The organism is Streptomyces sp. NPDC058279 (assembly GCF_042881255.1).
GTDB lineage: Bacteria > Actinomycetota > Actinomycetes > Streptomycetales > Streptomycetaceae > Streptomyces.
Genome location: NZ_JBHVYA010000012.1, coordinates 76,629 through 94,439, shown reverse-complemented (window position 1 = coordinate 94,439; position 17,811 = coordinate 76,629). Strand labels below are relative to the sequence as shown.

16 protein-coding genes and 1 riboswitch are annotated in these 17,811 nt (G+C 70.8%); of the genes, 9 read left to right on the top strand and 7 right to left on the bottom strand.

The annotated features are described in order from the left end of the window. Positions 1 to 16 precede the first annotated feature (16 nt). The 6 genes from frr (at position 17) to ACFVXJ_RS22355 (ending at position 7,016) form a co-directional block, all read left to right on the top strand. Complete coding sequence (gene frr / locus ACFVXJ_RS22380) at positions 17 to 574, top strand: ribosome recycling factor (RefSeq protein ID WP_190186850.1); 558 nt, start codon at positions 17 to 19, stop codon at positions 572 to 574. Continuing rightward, positions 574 to 1,647 carry a phosphatidate cytidylyltransferase gene (locus ACFVXJ_RS22375; protein WP_389664049.1) on the top strand — a complete coding sequence of 358 codons (1,074 nt, stop codon included), beginning with the start codon at positions 574 to 576 and terminating at the stop codon, positions 1,645 to 1,647. Before frr ends, ACFVXJ_RS22375 begins: the two co-directional genes overlap by 1 nt. 160 nt (positions 1,648 to 1,807) lie before the next feature. After that, entirely contained in the window at positions 1,808 to 2,920 is a 1,113-nt protein-coding gene (gene rlmN, locus ACFVXJ_RS22370) for a 23S rRNA (adenine(2503)-C(2))-methyltransferase RlmN (protein WP_389664047.1), read from the top strand. Positions 2,921 to 2,997: 77 nt separating this feature from the next. Beyond that, a riboswitch (TPP riboswitch) is annotated at positions 2,998 to 3,107 on the top strand. Between the two features lie 86 nt (positions 3,108 to 3,193). Beyond that, on the top strand, positions 3,194 to 4,291 hold the full coding sequence (locus ACFVXJ_RS22365) for a thiamine ABC transporter substrate binding subunit (RefSeq protein ID WP_389664045.1): 1,098 nt from the start codon (positions 3,194 to 3,196) through the stop codon (positions 4,289 to 4,291). 83 nt (positions 4,292 to 4,374) lie between these two features. After that, positions 4,375 to 5,985: an ABC transporter permease gene (locus tag ACFVXJ_RS22360; protein WP_389664043.1), complete on the top strand. Its 1,611-nt coding sequence runs from the start codon at positions 4,375 to 4,377 to the stop codon at positions 5,983 to 5,985. Then, positions 5,985 to 7,016 carry an ABC transporter ATP-binding protein gene (locus tag ACFVXJ_RS22355; protein WP_389664041.1) on the top strand — a complete coding sequence of 344 codons (1,032 nt, stop codon included), beginning with the start codon at positions 5,985 to 5,987 and terminating at the stop codon, positions 7,014 to 7,016. Before ACFVXJ_RS22360 ends, ACFVXJ_RS22355 begins: the two co-directional genes overlap by 1 nt. 16 nt (positions 7,017 to 7,032) lie before the next feature. On the opposite strand, the gene ACFVXJ_RS22350 is transcribed toward ACFVXJ_RS22355, so the two are convergent. The 6 genes from ACFVXJ_RS22350 to ACFVXJ_RS22325 all read right to left on the bottom strand — a co-directional run bounded on the left by ACFVXJ_RS22350 (position 7,033) and on the right by ACFVXJ_RS22325 (position 13,032). Continuing rightward, positions 7,033 to 7,944, bottom strand: coding sequence for a hypothetical protein (locus ACFVXJ_RS22350; protein ID WP_389664040.1), 912 nt, complete (start codon positions 7,942 to 7,944; stop codon positions 7,033 to 7,035). A gap of 87 nt (positions 7,945 to 8,031) precedes the next feature. Further along, the gene (locus ACFVXJ_RS22345; RefSeq protein ID WP_389664038.1) at positions 8,032 to 9,123 is read right to left on the bottom strand and encodes an LOG family protein; all 1,092 of its coding nucleotides are present in this window, start codon (positions 9,121 to 9,123) and stop codon (positions 8,032 to 8,034) included. A gap of 26 nt (positions 9,124 to 9,149) precedes the next feature. After that, entirely contained in the window at positions 9,150 to 10,232 is a 1,083-nt protein-coding gene (locus tag ACFVXJ_RS22340) for a hypothetical protein (RefSeq protein ID WP_389664036.1), read from the bottom strand. Further along, positions 10,214 to 10,972, bottom strand: coding sequence for an ABC transporter ATP-binding protein (locus ACFVXJ_RS22335; RefSeq protein WP_389664034.1), 759 nt, complete (start codon positions 10,970 to 10,972; stop codon positions 10,214 to 10,216). The genes ACFVXJ_RS22340 and ACFVXJ_RS22335 overlap by 19 nt, the downstream gene beginning before the upstream one ends. A 191-nt stretch (positions 10,973 to 11,163) precedes the next feature. Continuing rightward, the gene (locus ACFVXJ_RS22330) at positions 11,164 to 12,525 is read right to left on the bottom strand and encodes an aspartate aminotransferase family protein (protein ID WP_329198717.1); all 1,362 of its coding nucleotides are present in this window, start codon (positions 12,523 to 12,525) and stop codon (positions 11,164 to 11,166) included. 3 nt (positions 12,526 to 12,528) lie between these two features. Further along, positions 12,529 to 13,032, bottom strand: coding sequence for an Lrp/AsnC family transcriptional regulator (locus ACFVXJ_RS22325; protein ID WP_361308863.1), 504 nt, complete (start codon positions 13,030 to 13,032; stop codon positions 12,529 to 12,531). Between the two features lie 168 nt (positions 13,033 to 13,200). Between ACFVXJ_RS22325 and ACFVXJ_RS22320 the strand changes: the two genes are divergently transcribed. The 3 genes from ACFVXJ_RS22320 to ACFVXJ_RS22310 all read left to right on the top strand — a co-directional run bounded on the left by ACFVXJ_RS22320 (position 13,201) and on the right by ACFVXJ_RS22310 (position 16,481). Beyond that, positions 13,201 to 14,640, top strand: coding sequence for a gamma-aminobutyraldehyde dehydrogenase (locus ACFVXJ_RS22320; RefSeq protein ID WP_389664032.1), 1,440 nt, complete (start codon positions 13,201 to 13,203; stop codon positions 14,638 to 14,640). A gap of 115 nt (positions 14,641 to 14,755) precedes the next feature. Beyond that, the gene (locus tag ACFVXJ_RS22315) at positions 14,756 to 15,934 is read left to right on the top strand and encodes a spermidine/putrescine ABC transporter substrate-binding protein (protein WP_389664030.1); all 1,179 of its coding nucleotides are present in this window, start codon (positions 14,756 to 14,758) and stop codon (positions 15,932 to 15,934) included. Between the two features lie 82 nt (positions 15,935 to 16,016). Continuing rightward, entirely contained in the window at positions 16,017 to 16,481 is a 465-nt protein-coding gene (locus ACFVXJ_RS22310; protein WP_389664028.1) for a hypothetical protein, read from the top strand. On the opposite strand, the gene ACFVXJ_RS22305 is transcribed toward ACFVXJ_RS22310, so the two are convergent. Further along, the gene (locus tag ACFVXJ_RS22305; RefSeq protein WP_389664026.1) at positions 16,478 to 17,683 is read right to left on the bottom strand and encodes a serine hydrolase domain-containing protein; all 1,206 of its coding nucleotides are present in this window, start codon (positions 17,681 to 17,683) and stop codon (positions 16,478 to 16,480) included. The genes ACFVXJ_RS22310 and ACFVXJ_RS22305 overlap by 4 nt on opposite strands. Between the last annotated feature and the right edge of the window lie 128 nt (positions 17,684 to 17,811).

The following is a 17,811-nucleotide window of genomic DNA, read 5'->3' as shown; positions in this document are numbered from 1 at the left end:
CATGCAGGAGCACGTGGTGATCGAAGAAATCCTCCTCGAGGCCGAGGAGAAGATGGAGAAGGCCGTCGTCGTCGCCAAGGAAGACTTCGCCGCGATTCGCACGGGCCGTGCGCACCCGGCGATGTTCAACAAGATCGTGGCGGACTACTACGGTGCCATCACGCCCATCAACCAGCTCGCCTCCTTCGCGGTGCCCGAGCCGCGCATGGCCGTCGTGACGCCGTTCGACGCCTCCGCGCTGCGCAACATCGAGCAGGCCATCCGCGACTCCGACCTCGGCGTCAACCCGAGCAACGACGGCCGCATCATCCGGGTGACCTTCCCCGAGCTGACGCAGGAGCGTCGCAAGGAGTACGTCAAGGTCGCGCGCACCAAGGCCGAGGACTCCAAGGTCTCGATCCGCTCCATCCGCCGCAAGGCGAAGGACGCCCTCGACAAGCTCGTCAAGGACAAGGAGTCCGGCGAGGACGAGGTCCGCCGCGCCGAGAAGGAGCTCGACGACACCACCGCGAAGTACGTCACGCAGGTGGACGAGCTGCTCAAGCACAAGGAAGCCGAGCTCCTCGAAGTCTGATGAACGACTCTTCCTGGCAGCCGGAGCCCGTCCCGGCGGGTCCCGCATACGATGCTCGGGTGGGCCCGCAGACTCGGCCCATGCCCATCGTGCCCGATGCCGCCGGCCGTGACTTCGACGACCGGGAAGCACGCGATCGGGGGGTCGCCGCCGACAGCGGCCCCCTCTTCCGCGCCGAGACGCCGCCGCAGGAGCCCATGCCCAGCCCCCCGCCTCCGCCCTCGCCGGCACCCCAGGACGCCTCCCCGCCGCCGAAGAAGCGCGCGGGGCGGGACCTGCGGGCCGCCATAGGGGTCGGCGTCGGCCTCGGAGCGGTGATCTTCGCCTCGCTCTTCATCGTCAAGGCCGTGTTCGTCGGTGTCATCGTCGTCGCGGTCGTCGTCGGCCTGTGGGAGCTCACCTCCCGGCTCCAGGAGAAGAAGGGCATCAAGGCGCCGCTGGTACCGCTCGCGGTCGGTGGCGCCGCCATGGTCATCGCCGGATACGTCCGCGGCGCCGAGGGCGCCTGGGTGGCGATGGCGCTGACCGCCCTGGCGGTGCTGGTCTGGCGGATGACCGAGCCGCCCGAGGACTACCTCAAGGACGTCACGGCGGGTGTCTTCGCCGCCTTCTACGTGCCCTTCCTCGCGACCTTCGTGGCGATGCTGCTCACCGCCGACGACGGGCCCCAGCGGGTCGTCACCTTCCTGGTGCTGACCGTCGTCAGCGACACCGGGGCCTACGCGGTGGGCTGGCGCTTCGGCAAGACCAAGCTCGCCCCGCGCATCAGCCCCGGCAAGACCCGGGAGGGCCTGGCCGGCGCGGTGGCGTTCGCGATGGCGGCGGGCGCGCTGTGCATGGAGTTCCTCATCCACGACGGCGAATGGTGGCAGGGCCTGCTGCTGGGGCTGGCCGTCGCGGTCAGCGCCACCCTGGGCGACCTCGGCGAGTCGATGATCAAGCGGGACCTGGGCATCAAGGACATGGGCACCCTGCTCCCCGGTCACGGCGGCATCATGGACCGGCTCGACTCGCTGCTGCCGACCGCCCCGGTGGTGTGGCTGCTGCTCGCCGCGTTCGTCGGCACCGGCTGATACCCGCCCCCGGGGGCTCCGACCCGCGGGTTTTTCACCAGTGCGGCCCCGCTGAGCTGCGGCGACGTACACGCGAAGGCTTCGGGTGGGTCCGGGCGGTTACTCTTGAAAGGCGCGCTGCTTCTGCGGCGCGCCTTTCGTCTTACAAGGAGTACCCGCCATGGCCCGCCCCGTTCCGGGAGAGCTCACTTTCGTCGCCCCTCGCGGAGCGAAGAAGCCGCCCCGGCACCTCGCCGACATGACCCCGGCCGAACGCCGCGAGGCGGTCGCCGCGATCGGCGAGAAGCCGTTCCGGGCCAAGCAGCTCTCACAGCACTACTTCGCGCGGTACGCGCACGACCCCGCCGAGTGGACCGACATCCCGGCGGCCTCGCGGGAGCGGCTCCGCCAGGAGCTGCTGCCCGACCTGATGAGCGTCGTGCGGCACATCTCCTGCGACGAGGACACCACCCGCAAGACCCTGTGGAAGCTGCACGACGGCACCCTGGTGGAGTCCGTGCTGATGCGCTACCCCGACCGGGTCACCATGTGCATCTCCTCCCAGGCCGGCTGCGGCATGAACTGCCCGTTCTGCGCCACCGGCCAGGCCGGGCTGGACCGCAACCTGTCGACCGCCGAGATCGTGCACCAGATCGTCGACGGCATGCGCGCCCTGCGCGACGGCGAGGTCCCCGGAGGACCGGCCCGACTGTCGAACATCGTCTTCATGGGGATGGGCGAGCCGCTCGCCAACTACAACCGCGTCGTCGGCTCGATCCGCCGGCTGACCGACCCGGAGCCCGACGGCCTCGGCCTGTCGCAGCGCGGCATCACCGTCTCCACCGTCGGCCTGGTCCCGGCCATGTTGCGCTTCGCCGACGAGGGCTTCAAGTGCCGTCTCGCCGTCTCGCTGCACGCGCCCGACGACGAGCTGCGCGACACCTTGGTGCCGGTGAACACCCGCTGGAAGGTGCGCGAGGTGCTGGACGCGGCCTGGGAGTACGCCGAGAAGTCCGGCCGCCGCGTCTCGATCGAGTACGCCCTGATCCGGGACATCAACGACCAGGCGTGGCGCGGTGACCTGCTCGGCAGGCTGCTCAAGGGCAAGCGGGTCCACGTCAACCTGATCCCGCTGAACCCGACGCCCGGCTCGAAGTGGACCGCCTCGCGGCCCGAGGACGAGAAGGCGTTCGTCGAGGCGATCGCCCGGCACGGCGTCCCGGTGACCGTACGAGACACCCGCGGCCAGGAGATCGACGGCGCCTGCGGTCAGCTGGCCGCGTCCGAGCGCTGACCCCGCCCCGCCCGCCCCGGGCGGACTCTCCTGGGGGCCGGATCGGCCACGGGGTACCCTGTGGCCGAACCAATTGCATATTCCGACAGGGGAGCGCCACAGCGCTGAGAGTGCGGTAACCGTCATCCGCAGACCCTCTGAACCTCGCCCCGGTCATTCGGGGTAGGAAGTTCGGTCATTCACTCAAGCTGTTGCGCCCTGCCCGGCGACCGCTCGCATGGAGCGCCGGGCAGGGCCGCGTCTTCTCCTGGACATCCCAGGAGGAATTCACCAGTGAGCACCACCAAGAAGTTCGCGGGCGCGCTGCTCGCGACCGCGCTGGGCGTCACGACGCTCAGCGCCTGCGGCGGCGATGCCAAGGACAAGGCCGCGGGCGCGAGCGACGCGCCGAAGTCCAAGACCGTCACCCTCGTCTCCCACGACTCCTTCGCCGTGAGCGAGCCGGTCCTCAAGGAGTTCGAGCAGCAGAGCGGCTACACCGTCAAGGTGCTGAAGTCCGGGGACGCCGGCGCCGCGCTCAACCAGGAGATCCTCACCAAGGGCTCGCCGCGCGGCGACGTCTTCTTCGGCGTGGACAACACGCTGCTCTCCCGCGCCCTCGACAACGGCATCTTCACGCCCTACGAGGCCAAGGGCCTCGGCGACGTCAAGCCCGAGTACGTGCTCGACCGGCAGCACCGGGTCACCCCGGTGGACTCCGGCGACATCTGCGTCAACTACGACAAGCAGTATTTCGCGGACAAGAAGCTCGCCCCGCCGCAGACGCTGGACGACCTGATCAAGCCCGAGTACAAGAACCTGCTGGTCACCGAGAACGCCGCGACCTCCTCGCCCGGCCTCGGCTTCCTCCTCGCCTCCGTCGGCAAGTACGGCGACGAAGGCTGGAAGGACTACTGGAGCAAGCTCAAGGCCAACGGCGTCGAGGTCGTCGACGGCTGGGAACAGGCGTACAACGAGCGGTTCTCCGGCTCCGCCGGCGGCAAGAAGGCCAAGGGCGACCGGCCGCTGGTCGTCTCCTACGCCTCCAGCCCGCCGGCCGAGGTTCTCTACGCCGACCCGCAGCCGGCCGAGGCGCCGACGGGCGTCGCCACCGGCACCTGCTTCCGCCAGATCGAGTTCGCCGGCCTGCTCAAGGGCGCGAAGAACGAGGCGGGCGGCAAGGCGCTCCTCGATTTCCTGGTGAGCAAGAAGTTCCAGGAGGACATGCCGCTCCAGATGTTCGTGGACCCGGTGGTCAAGGACGCCAAGCTGCCGGAGGTGTTCACGAAGCACGGAGTGGTGATCGACAAGCCGGAGAACGTCGCGCCGGACGTCATCGCCAAGAACCGTGAGCAGTGGGTCAAGGCATGGTCCTCGCTCGTCGTGAAGTAGCACGCCGGAGCGCTCCCGCGGCCCCCGCTCCCGTCCCCGCGGGGCGGGAGCGCGGGCGGGCCACGGCCGTCAGGCTCGCCCTGATGGCCGTCCCGCTCGTCTTCTTCGGGCTGTTCTTCGCCTATCCCGTCGCCGCGATCGTCGGGCGCGGGCTCAAGACCGACGAGGGTTGGCAGTTCGGCCGGATCGCCGAGGTGCTCGCCCGGCCCGACATCGCCGACGTGCTGTGGTTCACCACTTGGCAGGCACTCGCCTCGACCGGGCTCACGCTGCTGATCGCGCTCCCCGGCGCGTACGTCTTCGCCCGCTTCGACTTCCCGGGCAAGGGGCTGGTGCGGGCGGTGGTCACGGTTCCGTTCGTGCTGCCGACCGTGGTGGTCGGCACGGCCTTCCTGGCTCTGGTCGGCCGGGGCGGGCTGCTGGACGAACTGTGGGGGGTCCGGCTCGACACCACCGTCTGGGCCATCCTCCTCGCCCACGTCTTCTTCAACTACGCCGTCGTCGTACGGACGGTGGGCGGGCTCTGGGCACAGCTCGACCCACGCCAGGAGGAGGCCGCGCGGGTGCTGGGCGCCGGGCGGATCGCGGCGTGGCGGCGGGTGACACTGCCCGCCCTGGCCCCGGCGGTGGCCGCCGCCGCGCTGATGGTGTTCCTGTTCACCTTCTCCTCCTTCGGCGTCGTGCAGATCCTGGGCGGCCCCTCCTACTCCACCCTGGAGGTGGAGGTCTACCGGCAGACCGCGCAACTGCTGGACCTGCCGACGGCCGCCGTGCTCACCATGGTCCAGTTCGTCGCGATGGGCCTCGTCCTGGCCGTGCACGCCCGGACCGTGCGCCGACGGGAGACCGCCCTGCGACTGGTGGACGCCGCGGGGACCGCGCACCGGCCGCAGGGGCCCGCGCAGCGCGCGCTGCTGGCCGGGGTGCTGCTGGTCGTGGCGCTGCTGATCGTGCTGCCGCTCGGTGTGCTGGTGGAGCGCTCGTTCGACGCCCCCGGCGGCTACGGGCTCGGTTTCTACCGGGCGCTGGCGGAGGTCGGATCGGGGACGTTCCTGGTCCCGCCCCTGGAGTCGATCGGGAACTCCCTGGAGTACGCGCTGGCCGCGACGGCCATCGCGCTGTTCGTCGGGGGGCTCGCGGCGGCCGCGCTGTCCCGGCGCGGCGGGCGGTTCGTGCGCGGCTTCGACGCGCTGCTGATGCTGCCGCTGGGGGTGTCGGCGGTGACCGTCGGCTTCGGGTTCCTGATCACGTTGGACGAGCCGCCGCTGGACCTGCGGACCTCGTGGATCCTGGTGCCGCTCGCGCAGGCGCTGGTGGGGGTGCCGTTCGTGGTACGGACCATGCTGCCGGTGCTGCGCGCGGTGGACGGGCGGCTGCGGGAGGCGGCCGCGGTGCTCGGGGCGTCGCCGTGGCGGGCGTGGCGGGAGGTGGACCTGCCGCTGGTGCGGCGGGCACTGCTGATCGCGGCCGGCTTCGCCTTCGCGGTGTCCCTGGGCGAGTTCGGGGCGACGGTCTTCATCGCGCGGCCGGACCGTCCGACGCTGCCGGTGGCCGTGGCGCGGCTGTTGGGGCGGGCGGGCGAGATGAACTACGGGCAGGCGATGGCCCTGAGCACGATCTTGATGCTGGTGTGCGCGGTGTCCCTGCTGGTGCTGGAGCGACTGCGGCCCGACAAGACCTCGGGAGAGTTCTGATGACGTTGCTTCGGCTGGAGGGGGTGTCGGTCCGCTTCGGCGGGCGGGCCGCCGTGAACGCCTTGGACTCCGTGGACCTCACGGTCGCCGAGCACGAGACCGTGTGCGTGCTGGGGCCCAGCGGCAGCGGGAAGTCCACGCTGCTGCGGGTGGTGGCCGGGCTCCAACCGGTTTCGGCGGGGCGGGTGCTGCTGGGCGGCGCGGACCAGGCCGGGGTGCCGGTGCACCGGCGCGGCGTGGGCCTGATGTTCCAGGACCACCAACTGTTCCCGCACCGGGACGTGGGCGGGAACGTCGCGTTCGGGCTGCGGATGCGCGGCGGCGGCCGGGGCTCCTACGGGGCCCGGGTCGCGGAGCTGCTGGACCTGGTCGGGCTGCCCGGGGCGCAGGGCCGGGCGGTGGCCTCGCTGTCCGGGGGCGAGCAGCAGCGGGTGGCGTTGGCCCGGGCGCTGGCGCCGTCCCCGCGGCTGCTGATGCTGGACGAGCCGCTCGGGCAGTTGGACCGCGGACTGCGGGAACGGCTGGTGGTCGAGCTGCGGGCGCTGTTCGCCCGGCTGGGCACGACCGTGCTGGCCGTGACCCACGACCAGGGGGAGGCGTTCGCGCTGGCCGACCGGGTGGTGGTGATGCGGGACGGGCGGATCGCGCAGGCCGGCACCCCGCTGGAGGTGTGGCAGCGCCCCGCGTCGGAGTTCGTCGCGCGGTTCCTGGGCTTCCAGAACGTGACCCCGGCGGTGGTGTCGGGTGGCGTCGCGGCCACCGAATGGGGCAAGGTCCCGGTGCCGGCGGGGGCTCCGGAGGGGCCGCAGCACCTGCTGATCCGCCCGGCCGGGGTGACGCCGGGCGCGGACGGGCTGCGCTGCGAGGTGCTGTCCCGCACCTTCCGCGGGACGCACGTCGCGCTGCTGCTGCGGCCCGAGGCGGGACCGGTGCTGGAGTCCGAGTGCGGGCCGGCAGCGGCCCCGGAGGTGGGGGACCGGGTGGCGGTGACCTTCGCCCCGTCGGAAGTGGTGGTCCTGCCGCCGGGGTAGACCGAGGCGGCGCCGGTCAGCGGGACGCCGGGACCGGGTCGGGGGCGGCGGCCGACTCGGGTTCGGGGGCGTCGTCGTTCCCGTACCAGGCCACCGCCACCGCGCCCGTCACCGCCAGGACGAAGCCCAGGACCGCCAACCAGGCGAGACCCGGGCGGGACGCGTCGCCCAGCCAGAGCACGCCGATCGCCCCGGGCAGCACCGTCTCGCCGACCACCAGCGCCGCCGTGGCCCCGTTCACCGACCCGATCTGCAGCGCGACCGTGTGCAGGTACATGCCGCCGACGCCCGCGAGGACGATCGCGTAGAGGGCCGGGTCGCAGAGAAGCCCGCCGAGCGAGAACGGCTCGATCCCGTCGAGGATCCGTACGCCGATGCCCAGCGCGCCGAAGGCCAGACCCGACAGCAGGCCCGCCAGGATCGCGGCCCGCGCGCCGAGCAGCCGTACGGCCACCGTGCCGCCCACGATGATCAACAGGGTGACGGCCAACAGCCACCAATGCGTGGCCATCGGCGCGTGGTGGCCGCCCTCGTGGCCGGCGGCCGTCGCCAGCAGGACCAGCGCCGCGCAGACGACCCCGATGGAGGTCCACTCCTTGCGCGAGAGCCGGATGCCCAACAGCTTCACGCTCAACACGGCCGTGATCACCAGGTTGGCGCTGATCACCGTCTGGGACAGGAACAGCGGGAGCAGCCGCGCCGCCAGCGCGCCCAGCCCGAAGCCCACGAAGTCCAGGATCGTGCCGACGATGAACTCCCAGGTCATCGCCGCTTTCGCGGTCGAGGACAGGTTGGGGCCGCCGTGCGCGGTCACCCCCGCGTCGGCCGGGGACAACCGGGCCGCCCGCCGGGAGCCGACGGCTTGCAGGACGGAGCCCGTGCCGTAGCAGAGGGACGCCGCGATCGCGGTCAACAGTCCTATGAGCACCGAGGGCTCCGTTCACGTCTGGCGGATTGTGCGGTGAGATGACCTAAGGCAGACGTGCGGAGCGCCCGCGAAGTTGCCTCACGCCGCTCAGCCCATCGCGGCGAGCGCCGCCGGCACCTCGGTCACCGACTCGACCAGCGCGATCCGCGACTCCATGCCGCGGTCGCGCGCCAGCGCCCGGAGCAGGGGCCAGGCGGGCAGCCGCTCCGTCCAGTGCGTCCGGTCGACCAGGACCATCGGCGTCGGCTCGCCCCGCGAGGCGTAGTAGTTCGGCGTCGCGTTGTCGAAGATCTCCTGCACGGTGCCGGCCGCTCCCGGCAGGAACACCACGCCCGCGTTGCACCGCGCGAGCAGCCCGTCCTCCCGGGTGGCGTTCGCGAAGTACTTGGCGATGTGGCCGGCGAACGCGTTCGGCGGCTCGTGCCCGTAGAACCAGGTCGGGATGCCCACCGAGTCGCCGCCCGCGGGCCAACGCTCCCGCACGGCGAAGGCGACCCGCGCCCAGTCGGACACCGACGGGACGAAGGACGGGGCCTTGGCCAGCAGTTCCAGCGCCTCGTCGAGCGCCTCGTCGGGGGCGGGGGCCAGGTAGGCGCCGAGGTTGGCCGCTTCCATCGCGCCCGGTCCGCCGCCGGTGGCCACGGTCAGCCCGGACCGGGCCAGCGTGCGGCCGAGTTCGGCCGCGCCCCGGTAGTCGACGGCGCCGCGGATCATGGCGTGGCCGCCCATCACGCCGACCACGCGGGCACCACGCAGGTGCTCGTCGAGCGCGTCGGAGACGGCGTCGTCGTGGATGGAGCGGAGCATCGAGGAGAAGACGTCGCCGTCCGACTTCGTCTCCTGGAACCAGGCGTACGCCTGCGCGTCCAGGGTGGCCTCGTAGCCCGCCGACAGGCCGGCGAACAACTCGTCGGCCGAGTACAGCAGGCTCCGGTACGGGTGGAACGGCAGGTCGGGAACCGGCGGGAAGACCAGCGCGCCGTCGGCACGCACCTTCGCCGCGGCGTCGGGTTCCATCGCGCAGCCCAGGAAGACGGCGGCCGAGGTGTCGGCGGACAGCAGCGCGAAGGTCCGCTCCAGCAGGTTGACCGACTGGACCCGGTAGCCGCTCAGTGACCCCCGGGCGACGACCTGGTCGAATTCGGCGAGCGTCTCGATCTCGATGTCTGCGTTGACCATTCGGCCCACCCTAAGGGTTGGACGGGTCAGCGGGTCAGCGCGAGCGACGTCAGCTGTGCCACACCCCAGCTCAGTGGTACGCACACCACCACCAGCGCGGAAGCCCGCACCGTGGCGGCCGTGCGCAGGACCACGCCCGGTGCGCCGAGGCCGGTCAGGGTGGCCCGGGTGGCGGCCCGGGCCTGCCGGGACTCCACCGCCGATGTGAGAAGTGTCGCGACCGCGCACAGCGCCACCAGCGCCGCGGCGGGCCCGGTCAGCGGGCCGAGCGGAGCGAAGACGGTGCCCCGCTCGCGCAGGGCCAGCGCCGTGAGGGCCGCCGCGCCGACCGCGCAGAGCACCCCGAGGGGGCGGCCCAGCCGGGGGGCTTCCTCCTGGAGCGCGCGCCCCGCGAGCAGGCGCAGCGCGCCCGGGCGGAAGGCCAGCACCAGGGTCCCGCAGCCGTAGGCCAGACCCGGGCCGGCGAGGGCGAGCCCGAGCGCGATCAGCGCCCACCCGGCCGGCAGCGCCGGGCTGCCCTGGCCGGCGTACGCCTGGAGGGCGAGCCCGCACGCGCACAGCGCGACCCCCCACGGCACCCCCGTCTGCGGTGGCAGCCCGGCCAGCGGCGGGCGCGGACGCAGGGCGAGGGCCGTCGCGGCGGAGGCGGCCAGCGGGACGAGCGCCAGCAGGGTCAGCGCGGCCGCCACGGGCAGCGGCTGTTCCGCGTGCAGGAACCCGGAGCCGGCCCCGTCGAACGGCAGCCCGGCGAGTTCGCCCCGCAGGTGGAGGAAGACGGCCAGGGCCAGCGCGCTGCCCAGGGTGCAGGCGACGGCGGTGGACATGGCCGCGGCCAGGGTGAGCCGTACGGGGCCCAGCCCGGCGGCGTCCATCCCTTCCCGGGGGCGGGTCGCCGGGTCGGTCCGGGCGACGGCCACCGCGAACTGGACGGTGGCGGCGAGCGGGACCAGCGCCCACAGCAGCCGAGGGAACGATCCGGCGGGCCGGGCGGTCGCCTCCGCGAGGACGTAGAGGAGCAGGAATCCGGCGCCGGCCGAGGCGGCGGCGACGAGGAGGCGACGGAGCTGGACCAGCGGCCGGGAGCCCCGGACTAGGCGGAGAGCGAGCACGCGGCCTGGTCCTCCGTGGTCTCGGTGGGACCGGACCCGGCGGCGGCGGCCCCGGCCGGGCGGCCGTCGAGCAGGGCGAAACGGCGGTCGGCGACGGCCGCGCTCTCCTCGTCGTGGGTGGCGAGCAGGACGGTGACGTCGTGTGAGCGGGCCGCGGTGGTCAGCGTCCGCAGCAGCAGCGCCCGTTCGGCGCGGTGCAGCGGGGCGGTCGGCTCGTCGGCGAAGATCACCGCGGGCTCGTGGACCAGGGCCCGGGCGAGGGAGACCCGCTGCGACTCGGCGCGGGTCAGCGCACCCGGTCGCTTACGGGCGAAGGCGCCGATGTCGAGCCGGTCCAGCCATTCGCGGGCGGCGTGCTTGGCGGCGCGGTGCGAGGCGCCCGCGATCAGCAGGGGCAGCGCGACGTTCTCCCACACCTTGAGCTCGGGCACCAGGTGCGGCTCCGGGCCGATCCAGCCGAACCGGTCGCGGCGCAGCCGTTCCCGGGCCAGGGTTCCCATGGTGTGGACGGGCACGCCGTTGAACCAGACCTCGCCCTGCTCCGGCGTGAGCGAGCCGGCCAGACAGCGCAGCAGCGTGGTCTTGCCGCTGCCGCGCGGGCCGGTCAGGGCCAGGATCTCGCCCTGCCGGACGCCGACGGAGACGCCGATGAGGCCGGGCGAGCCGTCGTGGGAGTAGTGCAGGGACCGTGCCCAGAGGACGTCATCGTCAGGCGGGGCATCGTCTGTGGGAGCCACCATGGGTACACCTCCGTCCGAGGGAACGAAGCGGAGCCCCATCGGTCACTGGCGCCGCAAGGAGATGTAAAGAGACGAACGTCCCGGATGGTGACAGCACACGGCCCGGACCCCCGCGTTCTCACTCGAACGGGTGATCCGGGCCGTGTGGTTCGGACTATTTACTGCCCGGCCGGGGCCGGTGGCAGCGCTGCCTACAGCTTCGTCCACGCCTCGGTGAGCACCGAGCGCAGGATGCCCTCGATCTCGTCGAAGGTGCCCTGGTCCGCGATCAGCGGCGGGGCGAGCTGGATGACCGGGTCGCCACGGTCGTCGGCACGGCAGTACAGGCCGTTGTCGAAGAGCGCCTTGGAGAGGAAGCCGTAGAGCACGCGCTCGGTCTCCTCGTCCGTGAAGGACTCCTTGGTGACCTTGTCCTTGACGAGCTCGATGCCGTAGAAGTAGCCGTTGCCGCGGACGTCACCGACGATCGGCAGGTCGTGCAGCTTCTGCAGCGTCGACAGGAAGGCGCCCTCGTTGTCCAGCACGTGCTGGTTGAGGCCCTCCTTGTCGAAGATGTCGAGGTTGGCCAGCGCGACCGCCGAGGAGACCGGGTGGCCGCCGAAGGTGTAGCCGTGCAGGAAGGTGTTGTCACCCTTGTAGAACGGCTCGGCGATGCGGTCCGAGACGATGCAGGCACCGATCGGGGAGTAGCCCGAGGTCATGCCCTTGGCGCAGGTGATCATGTCCGGCACGTAGTCGAACTTGTCACAGGCGAACATCGTGCCGAGGCGACCGAAGGCGCAGATCGTCTCGTCGGAGACGAGCAGCACGTCGTACTCGTCGCAGATCTCGCGGACCCGCTGGAAGTACCCGGGCGGCGGCGGGAAGCAGCCACCGGCGTTCTGCACCGGCTCCAGGAAGACGGCGGCGACGGTGTCGGCGCCCTCGAACAGGATCTCCTGCTCGATCTGGTCGGCGCACCAGCGGCCGAAGGCCTCCGGGTCGTCACCGTAGATCGGGGCGCGGTAGATGTTGGTGTTCGGCACCTTGTGCGCGCCGGGGACCAGCGGCTCGAAGGGGGCCTTGAGGGCCGGCAGGCCGGTGATGGACAGGGCGCCCTGCGGGGTGCCGTGGTAGGCGACCGCACGCGAGATGACCTTGTACTTGGTGTGCTTGCCCTGCAGCTTGAAGTACTGCTTGGCCAGCTTCCACGCGGTCTCCACGGCCTCGCCGCCACCGGTGGTGAAGAAGACCTTGTTCAGGTCGCCGGGGGCGTAGCCGGCGAGACGCTCGGCGAGCTCGACGGCCTGCGGGTGCGCGTACGACCAGATGGGGAAGAACGCGAGCTTCTGCGCCTGCTTGTAGGCGACCTCGGCCAGTTCCTTGCGGCCGTGACCGGCGTTGACCACGAACAGTCCGGCGAGACCGTCCAGGTAGCGCTTGCCCTTGTCGTCGAAGATGTAGGTGCCCTCACCCCGCACGATGGTGGGGACGGGGGAGTTCTCGTACGACGACATGCGGGTGAAGTGCATCCACAGGTGGTCGTACGCGGTCTTGGAGAGGTCTTGGCTCACGGGCTATCGGGTTCCCCACATGTAGGTCTGCTTCTTCAGCTTCAGGTAAACGAAGCTTTCGGTGGTGCGCACGCCGGGGAGCGCGCGGATCTTCTTGTTGATCGTCTCCAGAAGGTGGTCGTCGTCCTCGCAGACGATCTCCACCATCAGGTCGAAGGAGCCCGCGGTCATTACCACGTACTCGCATTCGGCCATCGAGGTCAGTGCGTCGGCCACCGGGTCGAGGTCTCCCTCGACGTTGATGCCGACCATGGCCTGGCGTCGCAGGCCCACGGTGAGCGGGTCGGTGACGGCGACGATCTGCATGACGCCCTGGTCGAGCAGCTTCTGTACGCGTTGGCGTACGGCTGCCTCCGACAGGCCGACGGCCTTGCCGATCGCTGCGTACGGACGGCGACCGTCCTCTTGCAGTTGCTCGATGATCGCCAGGGACACAGCATCGACCGACGGGGACGGTTGTCTGTTCCTGGAATCTGCGCTTCGACTGACCACGACCTCACTGTGCACGAGGAGTCGTCGGTTCCGCAACCCGTAACCGATGTAATTCGTTGTCTTGACTCTCCGATTGCACGGATTTCGCAGTTCGTGGCATCCGGCTCTGTCGAAAGCGTCAGCAGACGCGCTAGGCTGGGGATTCGTCTCAATCGTTGGACATTGATCAGGAGAGTGGCTGTAGTGACCACCGAACTGCGTCGTCTGCGCAACTACATCGGCGGAGAGTTCAAGGACGCCGCCGACGGCCGGACCACCGATGTGGTCAACCCCGCCACGGGCGAGGTGTACGCCACCGCCCCGCTCTCCGGCCAGGCCGATGTGGAGGCGGCCATGGCGGCGGCCGCCGCCGCCTTCCCGGGCTGGCGCGACACCACTCCCGCCGAGCGGCAGAAGGCGCTGCTCAAGATCGCGGACGCCTTCGAGGCGCGCGCGGAGGAGCTGGTGGCCGCCGAGTCGGAGAACACCGGCAAGCCGCTGGGCCTGACGGCCAGCGAGGAGCTGCCGCCGATGGTGGACCAGATCCGCTTCTTCGCGGGCGCCGCGCGCCTGCTGGAGGGCCGCTCGGCCGGCGAGTACATGGACGGGATGACCTCGATCATCCGCCGTGAGCCGGTCGGTGTCTGCGCGCAGGTCGCGCCGTGGAACTACCCGATGATGATGGCCGTGTGGAAGTTCGCCCCGGCCATCGCCGCGGGCAACACCGTGGTGCTCAAGCCCTCGGACACCACCCCCGCCTCCACCGTCCTGATGGCCGAGATCATCGACTCGATCCTGCCCAAGGGCGTCTTCAACGTCGTCTGTGGCGACCGTGAGACCGGCAAGGCCATGGTCGAGCACCCCACCCCCGCGATGGCCTCCATCACCGGCTCGGTGCGCGCGGGCATGCAGGTCGCCGAGAGCGCCTCGAAGGACGTCAAGCGCGTCCACCTGGAGCTCGGCGGCAAGGCCCCGGTCGTGGTCTTCGAGGACGCCGACCTCGCCAAGGCCGTCGAGGACATCGCCGTCGCCGGCTACTTCAACGCGGGCCAGGACTGTACCGCCGCCACCCGCGTGCTCGTGCACGAGTCCATCCACGACGAGTTCGTCTCCGCGCTCGCCAAGGCCGCCGCCGACACCAAGACGGGTCAGCCGGACGACGAGGACGTGCTCTACGGTCCGCTGAACAACCCGAACCAGCTCAAGCAGGTCGCGGGCTTCATCGAGCGCCTCCCCGCCCACGCCAAGGTCGAGGCGGGCGGCCACCAGGTCGGCGAGAAGGGCTACTTCTACGCCCCGACCGTGGTCTCGGGCCTCAAGCAGGACGACGAGATCATCCAGAACGAGGTCTTCGGCCCCGTCATCACCGTCCAGTCCTTCACGGACGAGGCCCAGGCCCTGGAGTACGCGAACGGCGTCGAGTTCGCCCTCGCCTCCTCCGTGTGGACCAAGGACCACGGCCGTGCGATGCGGATGTCCAAGAACCTCGACTTCGGCTGCGTGTGGATCAACACCCACATCCCGCTCGTCGCCGAGATGCCGCACGGCGGCTTCAAGAAGTCCGGCTACGGCAAGGACCTCTCCGCCTACGGCTTCGAGGACTACACCCGGATCAAGCACGTGATGACCTCGCTCGACGGCTGAACCGCGCCGGCGGCCCCGGCGGCCGTCCCGCACTGATCAGCGCAGAACGCTGAGGGGGCGGGCAGTAGACACGTTGTCTATTGCCCGCCCCTTCGGCTTGTCCGAGGCTTTGGGCATGCCTGAACTCCCCTTCTCCCGCCGCGCCGCGCTGCGCGGACTCGGTGCCGCGGGCCTGCTGGCCGCCCTCAGCGGTTGCGGGGTGCCCGCCGCCTACGTCCCCGAGGACCGCCGAGAGGGCCCGGACCACTCCGCCGGAGAACGCAGCCTCGCCTTCTCCAACTGGCCGCTGTACATCGACACCGACGACGAGGACGAACAGCGCCGTCCAACGCTGGACGCCTTCTCCCGGAAGACCGGCATCGAGGTCCGGTACACCGAGGAGATCAACGACAACGACGAGTTCTTCGGCAAGGTCAGCCCGGCCCTGATGAACCACCAGCAGACCGGTCACGACCTGGTGGTGGTCAGCGACTGGATGGCCGCCCGCTTCGTCCGGCTGGGCTGGGCCCAGAAGATGGACCGCTCGAAGCAGTCCAACGTGGCACGGCACCTGGACCCGCAGTTGCGTTCCCCCGCCTTCGACGAGGGCCGACTGCACACCGTGCCGTGGCAGTCCGGGATCACCGGCATCGCCTACAACCGCAAGGCGCTGGGGCGGGAGATCAAGTCCGTCAAGGACCTGTGGCAGCCCGACCTGGCGGGCAAGGTGACGCTCTTCTCCGGACTCGACGAGTCCTTCGCCCTGTTGATGCAGGGCGACGGCGTGGACGTCACCCGATGGACGGAGAGCGACTTCCACCGGATGTGCGACCGGGTCGAGAGCATGGTGAAGAAGAAGCACATCCGCCGCTTCACCGGCAACGACTACACCTCCGACCTGAGCAAGGGCGACGTGCTGGCCTGCCAGGCGTACTCCGGTGACGTCGTCCAACTGCGGGCCGACAACCCCGACATCGAGTTCGTGGTCCCGGAGGAGGGTGCCGAACTCTGGGCGGAGAGCCTGCTGGTCCCGAACCTGGCCCTGCACAAGTCCAACGCCGAGGCGCTGGTGGACCATTACTACGACCCGGCGGTGGCCGCGAAGCTCGCCGCCGCCGTCAACTACGTCTGCCCGGTCCCGGCCGCCCGCGAGGTCCTGGCCGCCTCCAAGGACAAGGAGACCGCCGAACTCGCGGCGAACCCGCTGATCTTCCCGGACGACGAGATGCGACGGCGCCTCGTCGTGGCGCGGGACATCTCCTCGGCCGAGCGCCAGTCCTTCGCCAAGCGCTGGAACGCGATCGTCGGGCTCTGACCTCCGTCACGGTCCGGCCACAGGGTTGAACATGTTCAAAGATCTGGCTGAACGTGTTCAGAAAACTGCGTACGCTTGTCCCATGAGCGAGAGAAGCGCCCTCCGGCGGCGTATCCGTGTCTGGCTGGTCCTGTTCATCGTCTGCCTCGTCCTCAGTGGGCTCACGGCCTTCCCCCTGGTCACCGAGCTCCACTGGGCGAACTCCGTGCTGTCCCACGTCTGGCTGCGTCGGGTGGCCGAGGGGCTGGACCAAGCCGACGCGCGGTACCCCTTCCTCCTCTACGGCAACGACTGGCTCGCCTTCGCCCACCTGGTGATCGCCGTCTTCTTCTACGGGGTCCACCGCGACCCGGTGCGCAACATCTGGATCGTGGAAGCCGGCATGATCGCCTGCGCCGGAGTGATCCCACTGGCCCTGATCTGCGGACCGATCCGGGGCATCCCCTTCGGCTGGACCCTCATCGACATGTCGTTCGGCGTCTTCGGGATCGTCCCGCTGCTGGCCCTGCGCCGTCTCATCAAGCGGCTGGAAGCGATGCCCGCCTAGTTCGACTGCCGGGTGAGGGCCGCCATCAGGAGGTTGCGGACCACCGGGTTCATTTCCTCGCTCTTCGCGTCGGTGGAGTTCACCGAGTAGACCAGGCTCCGGGAGAGGTCCCGGGTGCCGCCTATCCCGGTGCTGTAGCCGTAGCGGCTGCCCGACTTGCCCCATACCTCCGTGCCGTCCGGCATCACGATCCGGGACAGGCCGGCGGTCAGGACGGCGTCCGCGCCGCTCTCGACGTCCTTCACCGCCGGGATGGTGAACATCTCCTCCAGCTGCGCCCGCGGCACGACCCGGCCGCTGAACAGGGCCACGGTGAACCGCTCCAGGTCCGCGGTGGTCGAGATGATGTCGCCCGCCGCCCAGCGGTCGGAACTGTTCCACACCGACACGTCCCGCAGCTCGGTCGAGCCGTCCGGACGCGGCACCGCCTGGTAGCCGTGGTTGTACGGGCCCGGTATCCGGGTCTGCGTCCGCCCCGGGAAGGAGGTCTGGCGCAGCCCCAGCGGACGCAGGATCCGCCGGTCGACCTGCTCCTCGTACGCCGTGCCCGTCAGCTTCTCTATGAGCACACCCAGAACGGTGTAGTTGATGTTCAGGTAGTGCTGCGCCGAACCCGGGTCGAACTCCGGTCCTTGTGCCAGTGCGTTGGCGATCTGGTCGTGCGGATCGGTGACATCGAAGCGGTGGTCCCACTGCGCCTCGAAGGCGTCCCCCGGGCCATCGGCCGGCTTGATCCCGCTCGTGTGGTTCAGCAGCTCGCGCACCGACACGGACGGGAAGCGGTCGGGGAACGTCCCGGGCAGGTATCCCTGTACCGGCTTGTCGAGATCGACCTTCCCCTCGGCCGCCAGTTGCAGGACCACCGCGGCCGTGAAGGTCTTGGTCACCGATCCGGCCCGGAACCGGCCCTGCTCCAAGGCCGGGCGTCCGGTACGGAGATCCGCCACGCCGGAGACGCCCTGCCAGCTTCCGCTCGATCCGCCGACCCGTACCAGGGCCGCCGTCGCGTCCTCGTTAGCGGCACCGACCCCTTCCAGCGCCTTCGTCAACGCCTGCGCGTCCGGAGCGGTCGAGAACACCGGCGCCGGGGCCTTCGCCGACAGGGCGACCGGCCCCGGTGTCGCATGGGCGACGGCCGGGCCGGACACGATACCCAGCAGCAAAGTGGCGGCGATCAGAGTGCGGGCACGCGCGTTCATCATGGGATCCCCCTCGTCCTCATCCGGGCGACGTCCGCCCCGATGACCTCAATGCTGCAGGTCACAGGGGTAGTTGCGGATCACCAACAAGAGGGGTCTTCAGCGGTACGACAACTCACCGGCGCGGGGGA

What these genes read in the sequence shown, in the direction of transcription:
- ACFVXJ_RS22375 (WP_389664049.1), top strand. Translation starts at nt 574, where the DNA reads ATGAACGACTCTTCCTGGCAGCCGGAGCCCGTCCCGGCGGGTCCCGCA.
- ACFVXJ_RS22360 (WP_389664043.1), top strand. Translation starts at nt 4,375, where the DNA reads ATGGCCGTCCCGCTCGTCTTCTTCGGGCTGTTCTTCGCCTATCCCGTC.
- ACFVXJ_RS22345 (WP_389664038.1), bottom strand. Translation starts at nt 9,123, where the DNA reads ATGGTCAACGCAGACATCGAGATCGAGACGCTCGCCGAATTCGACCAG.
- ACFVXJ_RS22315 (WP_389664030.1), top strand. Translation starts at nt 14,756, where the DNA reads ATGCCTGAACTCCCCTTCTCCCGCCGCGCCGCGCTGCGCGGACTCGGT.
- ACFVXJ_RS22310 (WP_389664028.1), top strand. Translation starts at nt 16,017, where the DNA reads ATGAGCGAGAGAAGCGCCCTCCGGCGGCGTATCCGTGTCTGGCTGGTC.
- ACFVXJ_RS22355 (WP_389664041.1), top strand. Translation starts at nt 5,985, where the DNA reads ATGACGTTGCTTCGGCTGGAGGGGGTGTCGGTCCGCTTCGGCGGGCGG.
- ACFVXJ_RS22305 (WP_389664026.1), bottom strand. Translation starts at nt 17,683, where the DNA reads ATGATGAACGCGCGTGCCCGCACTCTGATCGCCGCCACTTTGCTGCTG.
- rlmN (WP_389664047.1), top strand. Translation starts at nt 1,808, where the DNA reads ATGGCCCGCCCCGTTCCGGGAGAGCTCACTTTCGTCGCCCCTCGCGGA.
- ACFVXJ_RS22335 (WP_389664034.1), bottom strand. Translation starts at nt 10,972, where the DNA reads ATGGTGGCTCCCACAGACGATGCCCCGCCTGACGATGACGTCCTCTGG.